19 protein-coding genes are annotated in these 18,484 nt (G+C 61.1%); 8 read left to right on the top strand and 11 right to left on the bottom strand.

Annotated features, from left to right (window positions below; all coding sequences use genetic code 11):
* Nucleotides 1-89 precede the first annotated feature (89 nt).
* Nucleotides 90-491: a hypothetical protein gene (locus NQV17_RS16900; RefSeq protein WP_257773122.1), complete on the top strand. Its 402-nt coding sequence runs from the start codon at nucleotides 90-92 to the stop codon at nucleotides 489-491.
* A 29-nt stretch (nucleotides 492-520) separates the two neighbouring features.
* Here the strand turns inward: NQV17_RS16900 and NQV17_RS16895 are convergent, their stop codons facing one another.
* The 7 genes from NQV17_RS16895 to NQV17_RS16870 form a co-directional block, all read right to left on the bottom strand.
* A complete protein-coding gene (locus NQV17_RS16895) occupies nucleotides 521-1,462 on the bottom strand; it encodes a hypothetical protein (protein WP_257773121.1) in 942 nt (313 codons plus the stop codon).
* Nucleotides 1,463-1,487: 25 nt separating this feature from the next.
* Nucleotides 1,488-1,931, bottom strand: a complete 444-nt coding sequence (locus NQV17_RS16890) for a hypothetical protein (RefSeq protein ID WP_257773120.1) — start codon at nucleotides 1,929-1,931, stop codon at nucleotides 1,488-1,490.
* A 312-nt stretch (nucleotides 1,932-2,243) separates the two neighbouring features.
* Nucleotides 2,244-2,468, bottom strand: a complete 225-nt coding sequence (locus NQV17_RS16885; protein ID WP_257773119.1) for a hypothetical protein — start codon at nucleotides 2,466-2,468, stop codon at nucleotides 2,244-2,246.
* Nucleotides 2,469-2,555: 87 nt separating this feature from the next.
* Nucleotides 2,556-2,756, bottom strand: a complete 201-nt coding sequence (locus tag NQV17_RS16880) for a hypothetical protein (protein WP_257773118.1) — start codon at nucleotides 2,754-2,756, stop codon at nucleotides 2,556-2,558.
* A gap of 404 nt (nucleotides 2,757-3,160) precedes the next feature.
* Nucleotides 3,161-4,363 carry a hypothetical protein gene (locus NQV17_RS16875; protein ID WP_257773117.1) on the bottom strand — a complete coding sequence of 401 codons (1,203 nt, stop codon included), beginning with the start codon at nucleotides 4,361-4,363 and terminating at the stop codon, nucleotides 3,161-3,163.
* 260 nt (nucleotides 4,364-4,623) lie between these two features.
* Nucleotides 4,624-4,935 (bottom strand): hypothetical protein, encoded by a 312-nt coding sequence (locus NQV17_RS38080; protein WP_374692724.1) that lies wholly within the window; start codon nucleotides 4,933-4,935, stop codon nucleotides 4,624-4,626.
* 453 nt (nucleotides 4,936-5,388) lie between these two features.
* Nucleotides 5,389-5,793 (bottom strand): hypothetical protein, encoded by a 405-nt coding sequence (locus NQV17_RS16870; protein ID WP_257773116.1) that lies wholly within the window; start codon nucleotides 5,791-5,793, stop codon nucleotides 5,389-5,391.
* A gap of 387 nt (nucleotides 5,794-6,180) precedes the next feature.
* Here NQV17_RS16870 and NQV17_RS16865 point away from each other — a divergent pair, with 387 nt between their 5' ends.
* Entirely contained in the window at nucleotides 6,181-6,393 is a 213-nt protein-coding gene (locus NQV17_RS16865) for an AlpA family transcriptional regulator (RefSeq protein WP_257773115.1), read from the top strand.
* A 16-nt stretch (nucleotides 6,394-6,409) separates the two neighbouring features.
* On the opposite strand, the gene NQV17_RS16860 is transcribed toward NQV17_RS16865, so the two are convergent.
* The 4 genes from NQV17_RS16860 to mobH are packed head-to-tail and all read right to left on the bottom strand — an operon-like array spanning nucleotide 6,410 to nucleotide 11,957.
* Nucleotides 6,410-6,877, bottom strand: coding sequence for an SET domain-containing protein (locus NQV17_RS16860; RefSeq protein ID WP_257773114.1), 468 nt, complete (start codon nucleotides 6,875-6,877; stop codon nucleotides 6,410-6,412).
* Nucleotides 6,878-6,906: 29 nt separating this feature from the next.
* Nucleotides 6,907-7,605: a DUF4400 domain-containing protein gene (locus tag NQV17_RS16855; RefSeq protein ID WP_257773113.1), complete on the bottom strand. Its 699-nt coding sequence runs from the start codon at nucleotides 7,603-7,605 to the stop codon at nucleotides 6,907-6,909.
* A 16-nt stretch (nucleotides 7,606-7,621) separates the two neighbouring features.
* The gene (gene traD, locus NQV17_RS16850; RefSeq protein ID WP_257773112.1) at nucleotides 7,622-9,769 is read right to left on the bottom strand and encodes a type IV conjugative transfer system coupling protein TraD; all 2,148 of its coding nucleotides are present in this window, start codon (nucleotides 9,767-9,769) and stop codon (nucleotides 7,622-7,624) included.
* A 22-nt stretch (nucleotides 9,770-9,791) separates the two neighbouring features.
* Nucleotides 9,792-11,957, bottom strand: a complete 2,166-nt coding sequence (gene mobH / locus NQV17_RS16845) for a MobH family relaxase (RefSeq protein ID WP_257773111.1) — start codon at nucleotides 11,955-11,957, stop codon at nucleotides 9,792-9,794.
* Between the two features lie 622 nt (nucleotides 11,958-12,579).
* Here mobH and NQV17_RS16840 point away from each other — a divergent pair.
* The 6 genes from NQV17_RS16840 (at nucleotide 12,580) to NQV17_RS16815 (ending at nucleotide 18,471) form a co-directional block, all read left to right on the top strand.
* Nucleotides 12,580-13,104, top strand: a complete 525-nt coding sequence (locus NQV17_RS16840; RefSeq protein WP_257773110.1) for a lytic transglycosylase domain-containing protein — start codon at nucleotides 12,580-12,582, stop codon at nucleotides 13,102-13,104.
* Complete coding sequence (locus NQV17_RS16835) at nucleotides 13,101-14,162, top strand: CpaF family protein (protein ID WP_257773109.1); 1,062 nt, start codon at nucleotides 13,101-13,103, stop codon at nucleotides 14,160-14,162. The genes NQV17_RS16840 and NQV17_RS16835 overlap by 4 nt, the downstream gene beginning before the upstream one ends.
* Before the next feature lie 124 nt (nucleotides 14,163-14,286).
* Nucleotides 14,287-14,583 carry a hypothetical protein gene (locus NQV17_RS16830; RefSeq protein WP_257773249.1) on the top strand — a complete coding sequence of 99 codons (297 nt, stop codon included), beginning with the start codon at nucleotides 14,287-14,289 and terminating at the stop codon, nucleotides 14,581-14,583.
* Between the two features lie 24 nt (nucleotides 14,584-14,607).
* A complete protein-coding gene (locus NQV17_RS16825) occupies nucleotides 14,608-14,964 on the top strand; it encodes a VirB3 family type IV secretion system protein (RefSeq protein ID WP_257773108.1) in 357 nt (118 codons plus the stop codon).
* Nucleotides 14,958-17,669 carry a VirB4 family type IV secretion system protein gene (locus NQV17_RS16820; protein ID WP_257773107.1) on the top strand — a complete coding sequence of 904 codons (2,712 nt, stop codon included), beginning with the start codon at nucleotides 14,958-14,960 and terminating at the stop codon, nucleotides 17,667-17,669. The genes NQV17_RS16825 and NQV17_RS16820 overlap by 7 nt, the downstream gene beginning before the upstream one ends.
* Complete coding sequence (locus tag NQV17_RS16815) at nucleotides 17,662-18,471, top strand: conjugal transfer protein TrbJ (protein WP_257773106.1); 810 nt, start codon at nucleotides 17,662-17,664, stop codon at nucleotides 18,469-18,471. The genes NQV17_RS16820 and NQV17_RS16815 overlap by 8 nt, the downstream gene beginning before the upstream one ends.
* Nucleotides 18,472-18,484: the final 13 nt, after the last annotated feature.

The following is an 18,484-nucleotide window of genomic DNA, read 5'->3' as shown; positions in this document are numbered from 1 at the left end:
GCCATCTTGCTCCCCCGAGGTGGGTCAGGTTTACTTCGGCGAGCTGGGTCATTTTTACATCGGCGCTAACATCTGGTTACTCCACCTGGATGACGTTCCGGTTTAATCAGAAGCAAAAGCAGGTCATTGAAAGCCAGGAACGGTTAAACAGGCTGCTGCTGGAAAAAGAAACCAGTGAAGCCCTCAATTTCCGGAAAGCCGATCTCGGCGCGACATTCATCAAGATCGGAAGCAATGATCGTCGACTGAAAATCTGGAATAAGGGAAAATCGGCAGCTCGCAACGTAACCATGGAGTTTCCGGAAGGCAATGGCTGCCTGATTCAATCAGACATTGATTCGAAGTTTCCGCTGGAAATACTGGACGCGCATCAGTCAGTAGAGCTCATCGCGGCCCTGTCCCTGAACAGCAAGAGTAAGCATCCCATCAGACTGATTTGGAGCGACGACTTCTCTAGTCGCAACGAAAAAGTGGTTTATCCGACGACCTGAGTGGGAGCAATCACGTTCCTACCATTTTCCTATGTCAATCGCTGATAGATTGCCCAACCGCGCTCTTTCCCCACCTCAAGAAGCCTGTCCAATGCCTCCCGCTTTGAATACCCGTAAGCGACTGACCGCCCGTCGGATAAATCGTAGCGATACTTTCGATGAGATGGACCGACTTCGTCCGCAGGTACCGTAGTAACGGTCATAGTCGCGTCTATAAGTGCACCGTCGATCTGCACGAACAAATGGTCTTTGCTTGCCCTCCCAAGCGCTTTCTTGACCGCGTGTTCCGAATCGCGTATAGCAGTTTGACGCTTCGTCATCTCGTTTCGTGCTCGCCTTATGTCGTTCCCATGAGCTTCATCGCTCAAAACCCACTGTCCGACCTCTGCAGCTTCCTCTTCATATCCCTGAACGATCTTGGCAAGTGCTTCGTGAGGCGTCGGAAAGCTCGGGTTGTCAGCGTCGAAAAATCCTTCGCTGAGTATGAGTCGGCAGTATCCCTCATCGTCACAGCAGGCATGCCAAATTGGAGCCCATCGGCCCGAATACAGCTCAACCAAAACCCATCGGCCATAGTCGCCACGAATCCGCGATATTAGTTCCTCGACCGGGCTCAACTTGTCGCCCTTCTTCACATAGCGAAGTGCTGCCTGCTCGGTTTCGTGGATGACAGGTCCATTCTCATACTCCGGCCCGTATCGCCACGCCGCCCATCGTCCGGAGTCAGCCAGCGGCTTCATCTCGCCAATGTATTGCCCAGCGTCGCCCTGCACCGCAACGGAAGGCGATCGTTGCCGGATTTGTGCCGCTATCTCCCAAAATTTCCGGATGCTCTTAGCTTGACGCTCAGTGATTTCTTTATTTTGCAGAGCCCATTCCAGATCTTGCTCTTCGCGCCTCGTACTTGTCCTGAGCTCAAACGCTCGCTTGCTCCTCGCTCTTGCAGCCTGACGTTGTTCGAGTTCGCTCATATGGTCCTGTTTTTTCCGTGGCGATCTACAGTCCGTTGAATCGGGGCAACCGACCAAACTTTTCCGCATACTTGAGCAACAGCACGCGTTCGTACACAGCTATTGTCGCAGCTTCGACGGCGGGGACTTTTCGCTCGTACGGTCCCTTGGTCGCGCCGGAATGCCAAATCGTGAATCGAAGATTGCTTGCGGCAAGATCACCAGACTGCTGTTTGTACGCCTTGACCGCCTCATGTGATTGTTCTAATCGTTGCTCGACGTGCGCCGACATCCCGATGTAGATCACTGCTTCGTCAAGGTACCTATCCCCACCGGCCGTCGATCCGGCATCGACCTCGCTTGTTGCCAACATGTAGATGCCCAACAGCCCGAAGCCAACCGGGACATCGAAATCCCGCGACGGCCGCTCTCGATGTGCCCATCGCATCCATTGCGGAAATTCGATGGCAGGAATCTCGATCGCGTCCATGACACACTATCCGTTTTTCACGACTGCTCAGTCCGGAATGTCGGGTTCTTCGCCCCACACAGCGGACCCAACTCGATGTGCTCTCGCTGAGCCCGCGCGGTGCGCCACCGAGAACGGTGACCCTACGGCAGCGCTCTGAGTGGACCGAAACACCAGTCGATCTCCCACGATTGAACCGACATAACGGCCGTCTGGACCGAACACTCTGTCGCCGCGAATTCTCCCGACCGGTACACCGGATCTGCTGTAGACAAAATCATTCGCGACTTGAAGCGGCATCCCGTTTTTTTGTATAGAGATCCATGCGTTTTCCTACCAATCGGCGCCGTTTTCGACATTGAGAGGGGCATTCAGGGTCAACTCTCGCCACTTGTACTTAATCCCGCGAGCGTCCAGTCGTCCCTTCACAGACGGCCATTCGCTCGCTGTTATGTGGTGAGCGACGACGCCCTCGGGTAACTCGCCATACCACTCCGATTTCACGAACTCGTTCACCAGCGAATCCTTGATCCTCACTTCGACGCCAACATCTGCCATTTCCGACTCCTTTTGCTTTCCATGGTGTGCCCGGTCCCGTAAGCGGTAAATCACAGGGCGGGTCCGTCCGCCGTCTGGGCAAGTACCTTAGCCGCCACGGATGCCCAGTCCCTCGATCTTTGCTATATCGCGAATTTCCCGACGGAGATATGCCTCGATGTGATCCAGCAAAGCTTTTCCGGTGAGACGGTCTGGTACTCCAAGTACCGAATACATCACCATATGCACATCGATCGCGTCGGGCGTCGCGGTCTTGCTGTACGAAAAATCTACGTCGTAGTTAGCCATTTGTTTCCCGTTCAACGCGGCTCGTTGTTCCATGCCCGCACGACAGCCGCCACAAACAGATGCTCTGGCGTACCAGTTTTAGCCATTAGCTCGGGGCCCATGTATCCGCAAGCATCACATTGCATATATCCGACGCTAGCTGCCTTCACCGACGTGATTCGTTCTCGCTCCCGGCACTTCGGGCACGGAGCACATGCTGGCATTTCAACAGTCATCTTGTTTCCATGTGTGAATGGGCAATAGAGTTTGACACAACGCGGCGAACAAAATCATACGCTTCGCGACGGACATGATCGAATCCCTACCAAAAAAAATTTGACACAAACACGGCTCTTCCAGCGGCGCCGCCGCCTCGCGACAAAAGACTTTGACACAAGTTCTGAGGTCGCCTGGGATGCGTCGCCTCAGCTATCGACCTTCGGTCGGGCATCTTCAGGCAGCAACTGAAACACCTCATCGTGGAACAGTGACCTGTAGGGACCGCGTGTGACGGTTTCTGGCTTCGCAAACATGGACTCCAACCCTAGGCGCGCGGCATCCTGAGAGAACATCTCGAACTCCTGGGCACTGAAGACGCGGTACGGGCACTCTGACAGCAGCGATAGTGGCAATCTCTCCCGTTCCAACTCGTCCACGACAAGTCTCCGCAACTCTGGCGCGATGAGAGGATGACCCAATCGCCAGTTTTCCAACGTCACGATCGCGTTAAAAAACGGCAAGTCACGATTGGGAAAGTCTGGTCTAACGCCAATCCGGGCTTCGTGAATGTTCTTGTAGTTCTGAACGACGAACTCGGCCATCTTTTGCAGGTCTTCTGCAAAATGCTCGTGGTCCATGTCCGTCTTTGCCGTAAGCCTGATTCGCTTCGTCTTGCATTCAATGAAAACGTGACAGCTTTCATCGCTAACATGCCAGTCTGAGCCAGCGCGCCCGTGCCCTTTCTTCACGTCAAAAGACGTCTCTGCCATCAGATGAAACGTCGGAGCTGTGAACACTGTCTTCAGAACATCGCCAACGTAATGTTCAAAAGCAGTCCCGAAAGCTTTTCCGAAGCCTGAACGGCCCTTCGCGACGTCGTAGTACACCCCCTCTGTGATTCGCCACAGGAGCAACTTGCTGCTGAAACCGAACACTATCTGTGGGCGCTCGGAGCTGTAGAACAACGGCTTTCCACGAAGCGGGTTGTACGTTAGCGCCCAAGTCTTGTCATATTTCTGCTCCGCCCGAATTTGTGAGCGCAATTCGTCTCGCTCGGCCGCGCAAAGTTCGAAGAATCGTTCAACGTGATCTCGTGGAACCTCGGGAAGCCGGTAGTAGTCTCGCCACTGCACTCCCATCTGATAAGCCAGAGAGCCTGCAATCGCAATCCCCATAATGTAAAGACTTTTGAGCGAAATTCGCAGGTCTTCTTCTACGGCTTCTTTTGTAAGAGGATGCGCGAAAATCTTCCTGTAGCGCGCGGCCTTAGCCAAGAAATCCTCATCCTGCCATTGAAATTGCTCATGAAACAATGTAAAAACTATCTTGATCGCGGCATGGGGCGAGCTCACATTCTTCGCCGAAATGGTATTCTTTATCTTCCTAATGTAGTTGATGCTCTTCGGCACGAAGTTTCTCTCTATCACTCCGTTCGCGAAAAACGGTCGACGGCATCGCAACAGAACTTCTCGCGCCAGGAGTTCGAGCTCCCAGTCGTGTATTTCGCAATTTGACTGTGTTTCGCTTGAAGATGAGGCCTGCTCTCCAATCCTACTAAACGAGTTCCACACTAGGTGGCAGGCCCCTGCAACTGGCTGCTTGCGTAAAAACTCGCTAAATTTCTTATAACTTTCACGCATTGAATTTTCGCTCGCTCCTACACATAGGATCAAGAACCGTTCGTCCGATCCCCATCGGCGGTCCTCGTCGCATATGCGCACGCCTTATCTATGGAGCGGGTGAACGATACCAAATAGTTGTCGTCGAGTCCCGATTGAATGTGCTGCGAACGAACGGCGTTGGTCTCCGACGGATATCGCATTATCGTCGCGTCCCTCATAATCCCTTCTCTCCGTTGCGACTGCAGAATAGTCGCATCGTCACGCGTGAGGCTAACCTCACTCCGCTTCCCCTTCGGCCGCAGCCTGCCGCCATTGATCCCGTCATCTTCCTCGCACCCGCCACGGTACAACAGTCCCATTGGCCCCGTCTCAGTTGTGCTTTTCGACCGGAGAAATCAACACGACGTCGCCACCACCGGTTGCCGCAATCGCCTTCAAGTCGGTTACTGATTTGTTCTCGTCTTCTTTACCATCGGCTACCGGCCGTGCGGGGCGCAGTTGCGCCGATCGTTTTCAGGTTAAATTGCAGATCGTCTGCCACGCAGTCTGCACGCCCCCGACTATTCCGCATGCGAGTGCGGCTCTTGCCATGCGCAGCAACGGGATACCGTTGGCTTGCTGAAAGCCCGGGATCACAGTCACCACTCGCTATCCACGACAGCCTTACCGGCCTTCCCAATCGCAGGGTACAGCGCAGGCTGGATCACGCCTGACGCATGTGCGTGTCGTTGATGCCCAGATACACAACCAGCGCCTGATGAAGAGCGAGGTTACCCCTTTGATTCACAAGCAGCTTGTCAGGGTCGTGGGCGTCAATCGCCTGGGTAAGTGCTGAACTTCGTCTCATGCTGCCTGGCAACTGGCCGTGGCGTTGCGAAGCGCGCTCGAAAGGACTCGACGATTGCCGGGTCAACTGCCACTGGCATGTCCAGGAGTCCATGATCACGAAACCAAGCGAATCGGTGCCGCCCGTTTGAAAAAGCCACTTCGTCGCGGTTCAGGCCGATCTCCGGTACCTGAATGGGGCGATGCAGATTTGCCGCGAGCCACTTTCCGAAGAATGCATAGCGATCATCCTGGCCGCCCTTGCCACCGGGCCCAACATAGAGCCCCTTATCGTGCTGCCACGACATGTCGATCGCATTGACGGACACCCAAACGATGGGATCAGCAGGGATGCAGTGTGTCCATACCAGCCGTTCGAAATTCACTTTCATTGCCCCTCAAAAGCGCGGTCCTTAGATCCGCAGAGATGATCATGACCGTCATGGCGCGAGCGGCTCGCCGTGTTCTTTGCCAAACTCTGCGATATCGTGCTTTCACCGTAACCTGATCGCCGTTGATGCTCCCACCCGCTTATAGGGGAACGAGCGTGATATGGGAAACTGAATTTAGCGCTCGCCGACCGTTCGCGGGGGTGCGTCGGTCATCATCGATGAATATGCAATTAAGTGTAACAAGATTGTATCTCTCTCGACCAGCAAAGCTGCATTGATGTCGCCGTGCCGTCCATCGTGTCACGGTGTCCCCTGCGGTCGTCCATTGCGGACAGCCGAACTCCGTGGATAATCGGAGATGGCAAGTGCGACTCGGAGTCGTTCAAAATGGATCAGGTAATGCGCATGAAGGATGTCGTGAAAAAGATCGGCCTGTGCCGTGCCACCATCTACGCAATGATCAGCCGCGGAGAGTTCCCGCGCCCCATCCGCATCGGAGAACGCGCAACCGGCTGGCGTGAGTCGGAACTGGAAGCGTGGCTCGCGAAGCGCACCGCGGCGCGAGAGCGGTCGGCGTCGGCGCTACCATCGGGCCGCTGATTCTCCGCGTGCAACATCACGAGCCCACAGCCAGCATCGTACCCCGGCATCCCGACGCGCCGCACCGGCAGACGTAGCTCAGTCTGGCTTCTTCGTCTGCTGGCTCGTCAACGACCAACTGGTAATCCAGAAACAGTTCCTCGCCGGGGGCAATTGCCGACGACGCGTGAATGAATACGCGGTCTTCAATCTCCAGCGCCTCGCAATTGGCGTTGCATGAGTGATTCAACCAGCGCGCGCTGTTTCCCCTACGCCCGCCGTCGATCACGCGTCCGTCGGACAGGCCGAAGAAATACGTGTGGCCAGCTGTGCCAATGCTTTCATGCTGCCTGACGGCCGCCGCCCACTCGGTCGTCTCACCCTTGTATTCGAAAATCCGTTCGCCGGCTTCAAGTGCCCGTAATGCGAACACGCCACGCCCATGCACAGGCGAGCGCCTCACCATCACACGTCGCTGGATGACCTGTCTGTTCTCTTTTTTCATGGGCGAAGTATAGGGCGACAAATTGCAACCTATGTGTACTTCTTGAAGTACTTCGCCATGTTCCATACCGCGATTACGATCATCATCGAGACAGGCCAGAAAAGCAGCCAGATCGGTAGCCGTACCGGCGCGATCAGCCAGACGATTGCTGTCAACGGGACGACGCCAAACATCAGCAGGTGCTTTGCGTGATGGTAACGGGTCGCGGATTCATGCCCACCCTGCGCGCGTCTCACGTCTCGCGCGACGAGCCCGTCAACCAGCGCGACGGCAATCGCGAGGACGAACTGCGGAACCGTCATCGCGAACATCGCCATGCGAACGCCGAAGAGCTTGACACCGTACATCGCAACCACGAGCGCCTCGCGCGTCGCCCCCGAAAACGCCGGCCGCAGGTATGAGCCGAGACCCTGTGACGGCAGAACGCCTGCCTCCCACGCCCGCGCCGACGCACCGATGCCGGTCCAGCCGAACCAGCTCCAGTAGGCAAAGTCCGCTGCCCGCCCGGCCAAGCCGGGATCGGTCGTCTCGTTCAGGTAGCAGCGCAGGATCTCCTGTATCCCGCCTACCGGGTCATCACGCCACAGGAAATGTGCGGCCATCAGATCCGCCAGCACTGCGAGAATGCTAGCGAGCAGCAGCCAGAGTGCAACGTGGATCGCCAGATCGACGACCCAGAAAAACGACTTCACGCCATCGGCGTTTCCATCACGCGTCTTCGCCGCCATGTTCGTTCCCGTCGCGTCAGAATCCCGCGCCCTTGCCTTCCACCGCCCACGGCTCGGTCGTGGATTGCGGAGCGCCGACCTTCGCGCCCACCGGCATAAAACTGCCCACCGCGCCGCCGATGGCATCGGGCGCCACACCGCCCGAGTCATCGAAAGCCGACACCGCCTGGACATAGGACGTATAGCGTGAGCGCATGTCCTCCACCACGTCGTCGAGCCCGGGCAGCATGACCGGATCATGGGCGTCAAGCAGAGGCAGCCGGACCTTCACAAGCTGGCCGCCCTCGACGAGCGCAAACGCCTGGCCCTTCGGCAATTGCGTCAGGTCGGCCGCCTGCAGCATCGGCACCTGCCGCACCGAAACCTGGTCGTGCGTCTGCGCCGTAAAATGCACACCTTCGCCGCGCCGCACCGCGTCCGTCGCCGACGACGCGAGCGTCAGCGATTTCACGTCGACCATCGGCAGCTGGTCCGTCAGGATCCTCGCGGTCGTCACGTATTTCACGCGCAGCATCACCAGCGTGTTGAAGTTGCCGAAGATCTGCTCGGCCTTTGCGCGTGAGCCAATCTTCGCCTCGAGATCAGCGCTCGTCTGCGTGTAGGCCGTGACCTGATAGCCCGCACCGCCCGCCTTGTTCACCATCGGCACGAACTCGTCGCCGACCAGTTCGTTGAACTCGTCCGCGTGAATCGACACGCGCCGACGGGCGCTCGCCGTGCTCTGTCCGTAGCCGTGCCCGTACTTGTAGATGCGGCCCGCGGTCGACGTCAGATCGGCAAACATCGCGTTGCCGACCACGCCCGCGACCTCGAAGTCGGACAGCGCATCCAGTCCAACGTACACGATGCCGCCACGGTCCATCACCCGGTTCCAGTCGAAGACGGGGCGCGGGTCGTGAGGGTCCTCATAGTCAGGCGATAGCAGCTCGGACGTGCGTCCTGTGGTGAGCTTTTCCAGGAGCGGATAGAGCGACGAGACGAGCTTGTCGAAATACGAGCGCTCGTTGCTGATGACCGACAGCAACCCGTTTGCGATCGGATCGGTCCAGCCCTGCTTCCGTATCAGGTTCGCTACCTGCAGCACCTCCTGGTTGCGCTGCAGGCGCATCGCCTGCTTCGCCTCTTCCTTGTCGAGAGGCTCCAGCCCTTCCTCCCAGCCGGCGTGATCGCGATTGAGCCAGAAGCGGAAGTACCTTAACGCGAGCCCGTCGATGTTCACCGCGTTCTGGTAGATCATCTCGTAGGTCGGACGGATACCGAGCGCACTCATGGCTCGCGCCATCACGTTCACGAAGCGCCAGACAAAGTCACGGAATGCGGCCGACTGCCCCTCCTTCGGCAGGTTGCCGGCGATGCGCGTCGCGACCTCCGTGATCCGCGAGTAGGTGCCGATCGGGCTGTAGCGCGCGGACTTGTCTGGATAGCCCAGATGAAAAAACGTGAACTCGCCCTCCCGTCCGCAACGTTTCGCCTCGGCGTACATGCGAAGTAACAGGTCAACATCGCCCTTCGGATCGAACACGATCACGATGTCACCGCGACGGATGTCCTGGGCAACAAGGACCTCGCACAGCCGGGTCTTACCCACGCGCGTCGTGCCCAGCACCGCCATGTGCCCGACGCGCTCGCCGATGTCGAACCAGATGTTCCGCTCGTCCGGCTCGACGCCATGTAACGCAGGATCGCCACCGAGCGGCGGCAACGGCGCGACAGGATTCCACCATGCCTCGCGTCGCGTCACACGCGCGATCCGGCTCCCGGGATGCTGCCGCTCATGATCTCGAGCCCGGTCGTACAGGTCATTGCGGGCAAGCAGTCGGCAGTTTTCGGGAAAACGGGCCTGATACAGGCGCTGCGTGTGAATGACGCTCCAGCGAAAGCCACGTCCGAGAAACACCTCTTTCGCGGAACATGGAATGTCAGCCGCAGGAATGACATATTGCGGCAGACACCGCAGGTTGCGCTGGAAGCGGATCAGCCGCCACGCCTGTCGCCCGCGAGTCCAGGCGAGTGAGAGCAGTGCAAGCGTCGTGACGCCGCCCGTGGCGGGCGTGATGAGGAAGAGCGCCGGGTGGGACCAGAGGATGCCTGTCGCAGCGAGCGCCGCAACGGATGAGAGCAACTCGACCGGTTTGCGGAATAGGTTCTCGACCGGATACGCCATCGCCGCAGCCTGCGTTCCCGGTTCAGTCTTCGACCGGGGCCGCGTCTTCCGCTACGACCGCCTTCTGCTTCGACTGGATCATCGCGTTCGGCGGCGGCACGGGATTGAAGAACCGCTCCGGCTCGGGCACGAGCATCACGGACAATTGACGGCCGCCGGCGCCCTTGATGTTGTAGTGGAGCAGGTAGGAACGCCCGGTGCCGCCAGCATCGGCCGTGACCGGATAGCCGGACTTCTGGAAATCGCGCTGGACCTGCTTCCATGGCTCGGGCATCCGGCCATCTTCAGCCGGCGTCTGTTCGATCGACTCGGGATGGGCCTGCGCGAAGTCGCGGAAGATCGCCGGCGTCACCAGCAGCATGCCCTCCGGCACAAAGTGCACGCGGGCCATCGATTCGTTGTACGGCAATCCGCCATTGGCCACCCCCTCCTGCACCCAGGCCATGAACCGTTCCGCATTGGGCCGCGGCTGCCGCGCACCCGCGCGGGCGGCAATGGATCGCGATGGAACTCGCGCCTTCTCGCGCGGGCGGACCGGCGCACTCACCTGATCCGGTAGGGGCACATCGTCGCTGCCCTTGCCGCGGGCGACGACCGCGTCGTCACTCAACGCGGCGGCGCTCTCGCTGTCCGGCAGATATGCGGGCTCACCCTCGTTGATGGAATCGGCTTCGAATGCGGCCCTCTCCTGCGACCTAGGCGAGTTATCGTCGGCTTGATGCCGATCCGGCGAATCCTGCTCCCCGCGCGCGGTTGACCCCGCAGTGTCTGGCACCTCGTCGCTTTGCACGACCGCCGTCGTCGCGGCGTCCGCCACTGGCGATGACGCTCGCGGGGCAGAGTCTGCGGGCGTGGGCGTTGCACCGCCATCAGCGTTGCCGACTGATTCCGCCGCCGGCTTCGGCTCGGCGCCAGGTTCGACGACATGGATCGTGCCGGCAGCAAGCGCACGCGGATAGCGGGCGGGATCGGCATAGAGCCGTGTGAGCGGAAAGCGCAGGACGGTAAACGTCTGCGTCCAGGCACCTATCGCGACCGCGATCGTCCAGATTGCACCGCCTTCTGGCGCGGGCACCAGCGCGCCGTATTCCTGCCACGTATCGAAGAGCCGGTTGTTGTCCGTCGGAATGCCCGCCGCGCCGCTCTGTTGTTCCTCATTCGAAGCGAGGTAATTGCGAACGGCCTCGGCCAGGGTTTTGGCCACGCACCAGAGCGATTCGCCGTCGCAATAGCCCGTCGCGCCGGCACGGTTAAGTGACATACCGCCTTCTGCCAGCAGCAGCCGCAGTCCTTCCATGAGACGCTCGATCAGCGGGACTGCACGCGCTGTCGAAAACCGCGTACGCGGGCCCGCCAGCAGGTTTTCCGCGACGGAGCGGCGATCCGCGTCGCCCACGATCTTCGCCAGTGCGCAGTTCTTCGCGCCATCTTTCGCGCTGTCTTTCCCACCGCAGTCACCGGACAGGTATGCCGCCAGTTCCTGCAGCACCGGCGGATAGCCGGCCAGCCAGCTCAGCGAAGCGGGTGGCACGACGCGTTGCAGCAACACGATGGCAAGCCGGGAATGCGCACCGTAATCACGTTCACCGGGCGCCGGGAAATTCACGCAATACCAGTCGCCACCCTGCTCGTTCATGCTGCCTGCCATCGGCACCCAGGGCCGCACCTCGTGACCAGCGGCCAGTTCGATCTTCAGATCCGCGAGCGGCTTGCCGATGTCATGCAGCAGCGCCGCAACCAGCACCGCATAACTGCACCGCGCGCCATGCCGCATCTGGTCTTCAGGGCTCGCCCCCAGCGGCAACCGGTAGCCTTCGCGCAGATGCAGTGCATAGCACGCCACCTCGAGCAGATGGATCAGAAGGCCGCCCGGTTGCGCGTGATGATGCGACTCGGATGCGGGCAGGAGCTGCACGAATTCCGTGAGCCGCTGCAGCAACGGTTCCACGTCCCGCCGTTCGCTTTCGGGCGACAGCCCCAGACTACTGCCGATGCGCAGGACCGTCCCTGCGACGCCCGTTCGTTGAATGAGCTCACTGTGTTCCAGTACGGGCAGGTACTGCGGTGAAGGCGGCATGCCGCGCTTGGCGGGCGACGCGGGGGGCACAGCGGGCGGCGCCGGCGGTATCGCCTGCGCCGCCGACGATCGTGGCAATCTCAGCCAGGTGAGCGCATTGGCGAATGTCATAGGGGAATTCGGGCAGAACGGGAATTTGTCTTGGCAATGAGGCAGGCGACTCCAAGGGTCGCCATGGTTCAACGGTACGCATTGCGCTGCTGGCTCCGCCGCAAATGGCTGCACGACGAATTGCTGTGCCGCGCAGTCACGCTGCCGGGCGGAGGGTTGCCGTCCGGGCGCAGTCCATGCTCCTTTCTGAGCCTTCTGCGGCAAGGGCCGCGGCGTTTTTCGCCGTTGCTGCACAGTCCTTTTTTGCCCTTCGGCGTTTGCGCCTTTGAGCGGGTGATGCAACTCATCCCAGCATCACCCGCGGCCTTTGGATTGGACCCTTCCCTTTACGACGTCCTTTATTCCCCTTGCCTTTCCGGCCTTCTCCTGACGCCTTTGTTCCGCCCTGGACAGCACCTGTGCTTCAGGTCCTGCTGAATGGCACGGTCACGCGCAGTCACAGATGACCGCGCGTGCGCCATCGTTGCCGTGCAGGTATTCCAGCCATCTGCACATCTGCGCTACCTACAGTAAAGCCGTCAGTCCTCCCCCCTGGACTGACGCGCGCTGTTGACCTGTCGGGTTGCTCCCCGCTCCCGGCAGGTTCTTTTTCTGATGGCACCCCCAACCGATTGAGGTCGATGTGAAGCGTGTCTGGAAGATGCCTCTATGTGCATCGCTCGTTGTGGTGACGCACACAGTCCGCGCCGACTGCCTCGACGATGCCGCACGGTTTCATCACGTCAATGTCCGGCTGGTCCGCGCGATTGCCACCGTGGAGTCTGGCCAGCGAGCCGGCGTCGTCCATCTGAATGGTGATGGCACCACGGACATCGGACTGATGCAGATCAACAGCCGCTGGCTCACGGCACTCTCGCGCTTCGGCGTCTCGCGCGCGGGCCTCCATGACCGCTGCATCAATGCGTATGTCGGCGCGTGGATCCTGTCGCAAAACATCCGTCGTCTCGGGCTCACGTGGGACGCCATCGGCGCGTACAACGCAGGCGCCCACGACAAACGCATAGCCTATGCTCGGCGCGTGTACCGCGAATTGCATGTGTCCCCCGCGACCGTGACCGAACAACTGGAAGTCGTGGATGCGCGGCCAGCGAGACCGGACTTCATTGCCCGGCTTTTCGAACCCATCGCATGGGGGAACGGGCAATGAGCCGGCTGACGTACGAATATGCGATCGAGGTGCTCAACGACTACCTCGGTCCGCTGCAACCGATGCTTGCCGATCCCGACGTACAGGAAATCATGGTCAACCGCGCCGACACGATCTTCGTCGAGCGCAACGGCACTATCTCGTTCGTCACGGGGTCCTATCTGGACCCGGACGCGCTCGACCGTGCGATCACGATCCTCGCCAACGTCAATGCGAAGGCACAGACACCGCTGCTCGACGCCCGCCTGCCCGGCCTGCGCCTTGCGGCCGCCCGCCATCCGGTCGCCGTTCACGGCGACATGCTGTCGATCCGCAGGCATGCGCGTCGTCGCATTGGTCTTTCCGAATACGAGCGCGGCGGCGCCTTTGACGTATTGCCGGACACACGGTCACCTTTCACCCGCCGCCGGGACGCGGCGCTGCTGGCGCGTCTGCCTCGCGGTGGCGCCGCGCTGCGCGAGTTCTTTCAGTGGGTGATGCACGAGCGGATCAACGTCGCCTTCTCCGGCGGCACCTCATCCGGCAAGACGACGCTGCTCAACGCGATGATTGATGCAATGCCGCCGGATGAGCGCATCGTCACCATCGAGGATACGGCCGAACTTCAGGTCCATGCCCGCAACCATGTGGCGCTCGAAACCGGTCTTGGCATCACGATCCGCGAGCTCGTGCGCTTCTCGCTGCGCATCCGCCCCGACCGGATCATCGTCGGCGAGGTACGCGGCGCCGAGGCCTTCGATCTGATGGAAGCGCTCAACACGGGGCACCCAGGCTCCATCGTGTCGTTTCATGCGGACTCAGCCGATACCGCACCCGCACGACTCGAATCGCTGATCCGCATGAGCGATGAAGGACGCCTGATGACGATCACCGATCTGCGCCACCGGATCGCCTCCACGTTCCGCTTCTTCGTGCACGCCGAACGGCAGGGCGCTGTGCGCGGGCCCGTCGAGATCCGTGAAGTGCTCGGCGTCGACAACGACCGCTACGTCACACGGTGCCTGTTTTCCCGCTACGCCGACGCAGATTCCATTGCACAGGAGTTGGCCCATGCCTGAAGTCATCCGTGCCCGCATTGCCTCAGCACGGCGCATTGTCTCCCGTATCTGTCGACATATCGGTCGCCATGTCAGGGAGGTCCGCTGTGCGTGGCACGCTCTTGTCCACCCGCATGCGCCGACGATGCGAAGCGTCCTCGCGGCGCTCTGGCTCGGCTCGATCCCGGTTCTGGCCCACGCGGGTATCTGGAACGGAGGCCTGTGCACTGTCTACCAGGACGTGCTCGACAATGAGCTGCTCGAAGTCGTGTCGCTCTCGGCGCTGGTCGGCTCGATCGTACTGTGGCTGCTCGACGACGGTCGAAGCAACATCAAGACGCATGTGCTGCGCGGCGTGCTTGGCACGCTGGCGATCCTGAACATGCCGCTGCTCTGGGCGCAGGTCTTCAACCACGGCGCGGCCTGCACCGGCACGCTCTGACGGGCGAATCTGAGGGCACACGCAATGGACGCACAGCACGCCGACCATCGTGATGCAGCTGGCGAACCTGACGATCCGCTCGCAGCACGCATCCGCAAGACCATGCTCGAGCAGTTCCTGCTGCTCGGCATTGACCGCCGCTGGTGCATTGCGCAGGCGGCGATCGTCATCACGTTCGCCGCGGGCATGCGCAACGCGTGGGTCCTGCTCGCGGTGCTGGTCACGCACCCGGTCCTGTGGCTCGCCGTGCGGCGCGACCCGGACCAGATCCGCTGCTACACGAAATACAGCCGCCAGGGCGACTACTACGAACCGCGCCAGGTGTTGCGGCAGAAGGTCAACGCCCGCCCGAAAGGATTCGCGCGAGGCCTGCCATGCTGATGCCCGCCTTCGCACGCTCGCCGTTTGATACCGAGTCGCTCGCGCGCATCGCCCAGCGAACCGATGGCGATCGCCGCTCGACCGCGGAGTTGGTGCCGTGGCTGTTCCGCTTCAGCGATTCGCTCGTCGTCAACAAGGATTCTGCATTGATGGCGACGTACGAATTTGCTGGGCCAGACGCCGACGCACTCTCAGGGAGCCACATCCTGGAGTTGATGGACAACCTCATCACGTCGCTGCGCGACATGGCGCGTCGCCCCATCGCGCTATGGTGGACTGTCCACCGTCGTCGCAGTGCACGGTATCTCAGCGCGCTGATGCCCGATCCCGTCTCACAGCGTATCGATGATGCGCGGCGGGATACTTTCGAGCAGGCCGCGAACTATACGAACCGTCACCATGTGACTTTCACGCTCGCACCCGACGTCGGCATTGACCGCTTCGCGGGCAAGGTTACGCACGGCATGACCCACGACGGGCTTTCCATCGCGCGGTCGCTGCTGCAGGCTGTGCGCGGCACGTTCTCCGACCAGTACCTGTTCGCGTACACCGCATCGGAGCTCGCAGCCATCGTCGAGACATTCGAGACCACGCTGTTCGGCTTCGTGGCCGGCAATCCGCGTCTGAACTGCCGGCGCCTCTCCGGTGACCGGCTGGGCGCGTTCATGCATGCGTGCGCCGCGCCGCCCGCCGATCACCTTGAAGCCGTACCCGTCCCCGACATCCCAGCACTCGACGCTGCGATGTGTGACACGGAGGTCCGCCCCGGCCACGACTACCTGCACTTTTACGCGGGCGGCCGGCAGCGCTTCGCAATCGCCGCGGGGATTCCGGCACGTCGGGACTTCTGGCCTGACAGCGTGCTGCCGACCAGTCTCGACGGTCTGCTCAAGGTGCCCGGGGAACTGACGATCAGCCACTGCTTCCGGCTCACCACACCCTCGGCTGCCATGCGCTTCATCGACGGCGTGCGGCGCTATCACGAGGGACGCCGTCTTGATACCCGGTCACTGCTCGCCGCGACTCTGCGCGGCGGTGACCTCTCGGGCGTGCGACAGAACCAGGCACGCTCGGCTGCGGCCGACGACGCGAACCGTCGCGCGGGCAAGGTCGAGATGGCTGAAGAGGTCTACGGCTACTACAACCTGTCCGTGCTCTCGTACTCGCCGGTGTTCGAGACCGATCCGTTCGATGACGGGCGCGTCGCTGAAGCTGCGTGGACCCAGGCGGTGGCAACCCACCAGGCGGTCGAGGAAGCACTGCGCGCGGCCCATTTCACGCCGGTGCGCGAAACACTGCACGCCCTGTCCGCTTTCGCCACCACCATTCCCGGCATGTGGCGCGAATGCGCACGCTGGTCGTTCATTGATACCGAAGCACTGGCGCGACTGCTGCCGCTTCGCGGTGTTTCAGACGGCCACCGCATCAACACGCACCTGACGAAGGAAACCGGGAAACGCTGCCCCGCACTCGCGGCCTTCCCGACCGAGTTCGGCACGCCGTACTGGTTCACGGGATTCCTGGGCGACGTCGGTCACATGCTCGTGTGCGGGCGCACAGGCTTCGGCAAAACGATCTTCATGCTGCTGTGCGCGACCCTCTTTCGCAAGTATCCGAACGCGTGGCTGTATGGCTTCGACAAGGACCTGTCGATGCGCATTCCGACCATCCTGCAGGGTGGGCGTTACATGCACTTCGACAGCCAGATAACCGAAATTAGCGAGATCAGCGAGGCAAGCGGCATTCACGCCGACGAGCGTGCGCAGATGAACCCGCTCGTGCTGCTGGCCGATCCTCGGCACCTCGAATTCCTCGTCGAATGGATCATTCTGCTGGTGCAGCAGCGCGGCACGTATCGCGTGAGCGCTGCCGATCGTCGCGAGCTCGAAAAGGCACTCGCCGCCACGCGTAGCCGCAGCAATCGGCGGCTCTGGCGGCTGCGCACAATTCATGCGTCGCTGCCAACCGGGCCACTTGCCGACGAACTGGCGATGTGGATCGGACCCGCCGTGCAGGCGCACTACTTCGACAACGTCGAGGACAGCTTCGACGACTCACACTGGGTGTCGATGGCGACCGACCGGATTCTCGCGAGCCCCGTGATCGCGCGCCCCTTCCTTTCGTACGTCACGTATCGCATCCAGGATTCGCTTGAGCAGCGGCGCGCGCAGGGAGTCATTGGCCCGACGCTCGTGATGCTCCCGGAGATCTGGAGCCTGCTCGACGATGCAAGCTTTGCTCGGCAGATCGGTAGCTGGATCGTTACGATGCGCAAGAAGCTCGGCTGCGTGTGGATGGACGCCCAGTCGCCCGAACAGGTATCGTCCTCGCCGATCTGGCCGCAGATCCGCGACAACGTGCTGGTGCGCGTGTTCGTGCCCGTCGAGAACTTCACGCCCTCCGCGAAGACGGCGTACCAGCGCGACTTCGGTCTGTCCGACGGACAGATCCGCACGATCCAGAAGCTCATCGCCAAACGCGACTACTTCATCGCCGAACAGGGCGGCGCATCGCGCCGGATCTCCATCCCCCTTGACCCGGTCTCGATTGCCATCCTGCGCTCCGAGATGAGCGCCCAGATCCTGTTCGACCGGCATCTGCATTCGGCCCGTCCCGACTGGAAAGCGCGTTACATCGAGGAGGCCGCCGCGCAGGCGCGCGGAGATGCGATGCCGGATTTCGCAACGGAGGTCGATCATGCATAACCGCGCCGTTGCCCTCAGGGCGCGGGTCGGCACGGTCCTCGCGGCCGGCCTGCTGCTCACCAGCGCGGCGTGGGCGGGTGGCGGCATGACGGGCGGCGCGACCGAGATCACGCAATTGATGAATCATGCTGAACTCGTCTCATCCGTCGCACAGCAGGCGCAGATGGTCGAACAGAATGTCCAGGCTCAGATCACGCGCCTGCAGCAATACGTGACGATGGTCCAGAACCTGAAACAGGTGCCTGCGTCCCTGATCGACCAGACGATTGCGCCGTACCGCACGCAGATCGCCAGCTTCCAGTCGCTGTCCAGCGCCATCACGCAGTTGCAACAGGCCGCCACCGCCACGAACGGGCTCTTCGGACGCAGCCTCGCCGAGATGAACACGACCGGCATGTCGCCCGCGCAGTGGCTATCCGCCTATACCTCGCTCGCGTCGACGCGTGGCGGGATCTATCAGCAGCAGTTGACCCAGGACATGCAGAACCTCGACACGCTGGCCACCCGCGCGCAGAACCTGCAGGAAATCCAGTCGCAGATTCCGAACGTCGGAGGCGCTGTGCAGGGTTTGCAGATGCTCAACCAGCAGTCGAATGTGCTCGCGGGCGAGATGGTCGACCTGCATGCGCTCATGCAGCGTCAGGTCGCGCAGCAGATGCAGGACCGCGCCGCCCAGGCGCAGGCCCAGGGCAATGCGGCGCAACTCGCGGCCGCCCGTGCGGCCGCGATGGGACAGATCAACCAGCAGGAACAGCGAACGACGCTGGGCGCCCCGGATTTCGACCTGCTTCAGGACCTGTGATCTGGGAGGCCGA

This window comes from Burkholderia sp. SCN-KJ, from assembly GCF_024656005.1.
GTDB lineage: Bacteria > Pseudomonadota > Gammaproteobacteria > Burkholderiales > Burkholderiaceae > Burkholderia.
The sequence above is the reverse complement of the archived record's forward strand: the minus strand, read 5'-3'. Positions and strand labels throughout refer to the sequence as shown.

What these genes read in the sequence shown, in the direction of transcription:
- NQV17_RS38080 (WP_374692724.1), bottom strand. Translation starts at nt 4,935, where the DNA reads ATGGGACTGTTGTACCGTGGCGGGTGCGAGGAAGATGACGGGATCAAT.
- NQV17_RS16900 (WP_257773122.1), top strand. Translation starts at nt 90, where the DNA reads ATGACGTTCCGGTTTAATCAGAAGCAAAAGCAGGTCATTGAAAGCCAG.
- mobH (WP_257773111.1), bottom strand. Translation starts at nt 11,957, where the DNA reads ATGACATTCGCCAATGCGCTCACCTGGCTGAGATTGCCACGATCGTCG.
- NQV17_RS16865 (WP_257773115.1), top strand. Translation starts at nt 6,181, where the DNA reads ATGGATCAGGTAATGCGCATGAAGGATGTCGTGAAAAAGATCGGCCTG.
- NQV17_RS16860 (WP_257773114.1), bottom strand. Translation starts at nt 6,877, where the DNA reads ATGAAAAAAGAGAACAGACAGGTCATCCAGCGACGTGTGATGGTGAGG.
- NQV17_RS16830 (WP_257773249.1), top strand. Translation starts at nt 14,287, where the DNA reads ATGCGAAGCGTCCTCGCGGCGCTCTGGCTCGGCTCGATCCCGGTTCTG.
- NQV17_RS16855 (WP_257773113.1), bottom strand. Translation starts at nt 7,605, where the DNA reads ATGGCGGCGAAGACGCGTGATGGAAACGCCGATGGCGTGAAGTCGTTT.
- NQV17_RS16885 (WP_257773119.1), bottom strand. Translation starts at nt 2,468, where the DNA reads ATGGCAGATGTTGGCGTCGAAGTGAGGATCAAGGATTCGCTGGTGAAC.
- NQV17_RS16880 (WP_257773118.1), bottom strand. Translation starts at nt 2,756, where the DNA reads ATGGCTAACTACGACGTAGATTTTTCGTACAGCAAGACCGCGACGCCC.
- NQV17_RS16825 (WP_257773108.1), top strand. Translation starts at nt 14,608, where the DNA reads ATGGACGCACAGCACGCCGACCATCGTGATGCAGCTGGCGAACCTGAC.
- NQV17_RS16815 (WP_257773106.1), top strand. Translation starts at nt 17,662, where the DNA reads ATGCATAACCGCGCCGTTGCCCTCAGGGCGCGGGTCGGCACGGTCCTC.
- traD (WP_257773112.1), bottom strand. Translation starts at nt 9,769, where the DNA reads ATGGCGTATCCGGTCGAGAACCTATTCCGCAAACCGGTCGAGTTGCTC.
- NQV17_RS16895 (WP_257773121.1), bottom strand. Translation starts at nt 1,462, where the DNA reads ATGAGCGAACTCGAACAACGTCAGGCTGCAAGAGCGAGGAGCAAGCGA.
- NQV17_RS16820 (WP_257773107.1), top strand. Translation starts at nt 14,958, where the DNA reads ATGCTGATGCCCGCCTTCGCACGCTCGCCGTTTGATACCGAGTCGCTC.
- NQV17_RS16870 (WP_257773116.1), bottom strand. Translation starts at nt 5,793, where the DNA reads ATGAAAGTGAATTTCGAACGGCTGGTATGGACACACTGCATCCCTGCT.
- NQV17_RS16890 (WP_257773120.1), bottom strand. Translation starts at nt 1,931, where the DNA reads ATGGACGCGATCGAGATTCCTGCCATCGAATTTCCGCAATGGATGCGA.
- NQV17_RS16835 (WP_257773109.1), top strand. Translation starts at nt 13,101, where the DNA reads ATGAGCCGGCTGACGTACGAATATGCGATCGAGGTGCTCAACGACTAC.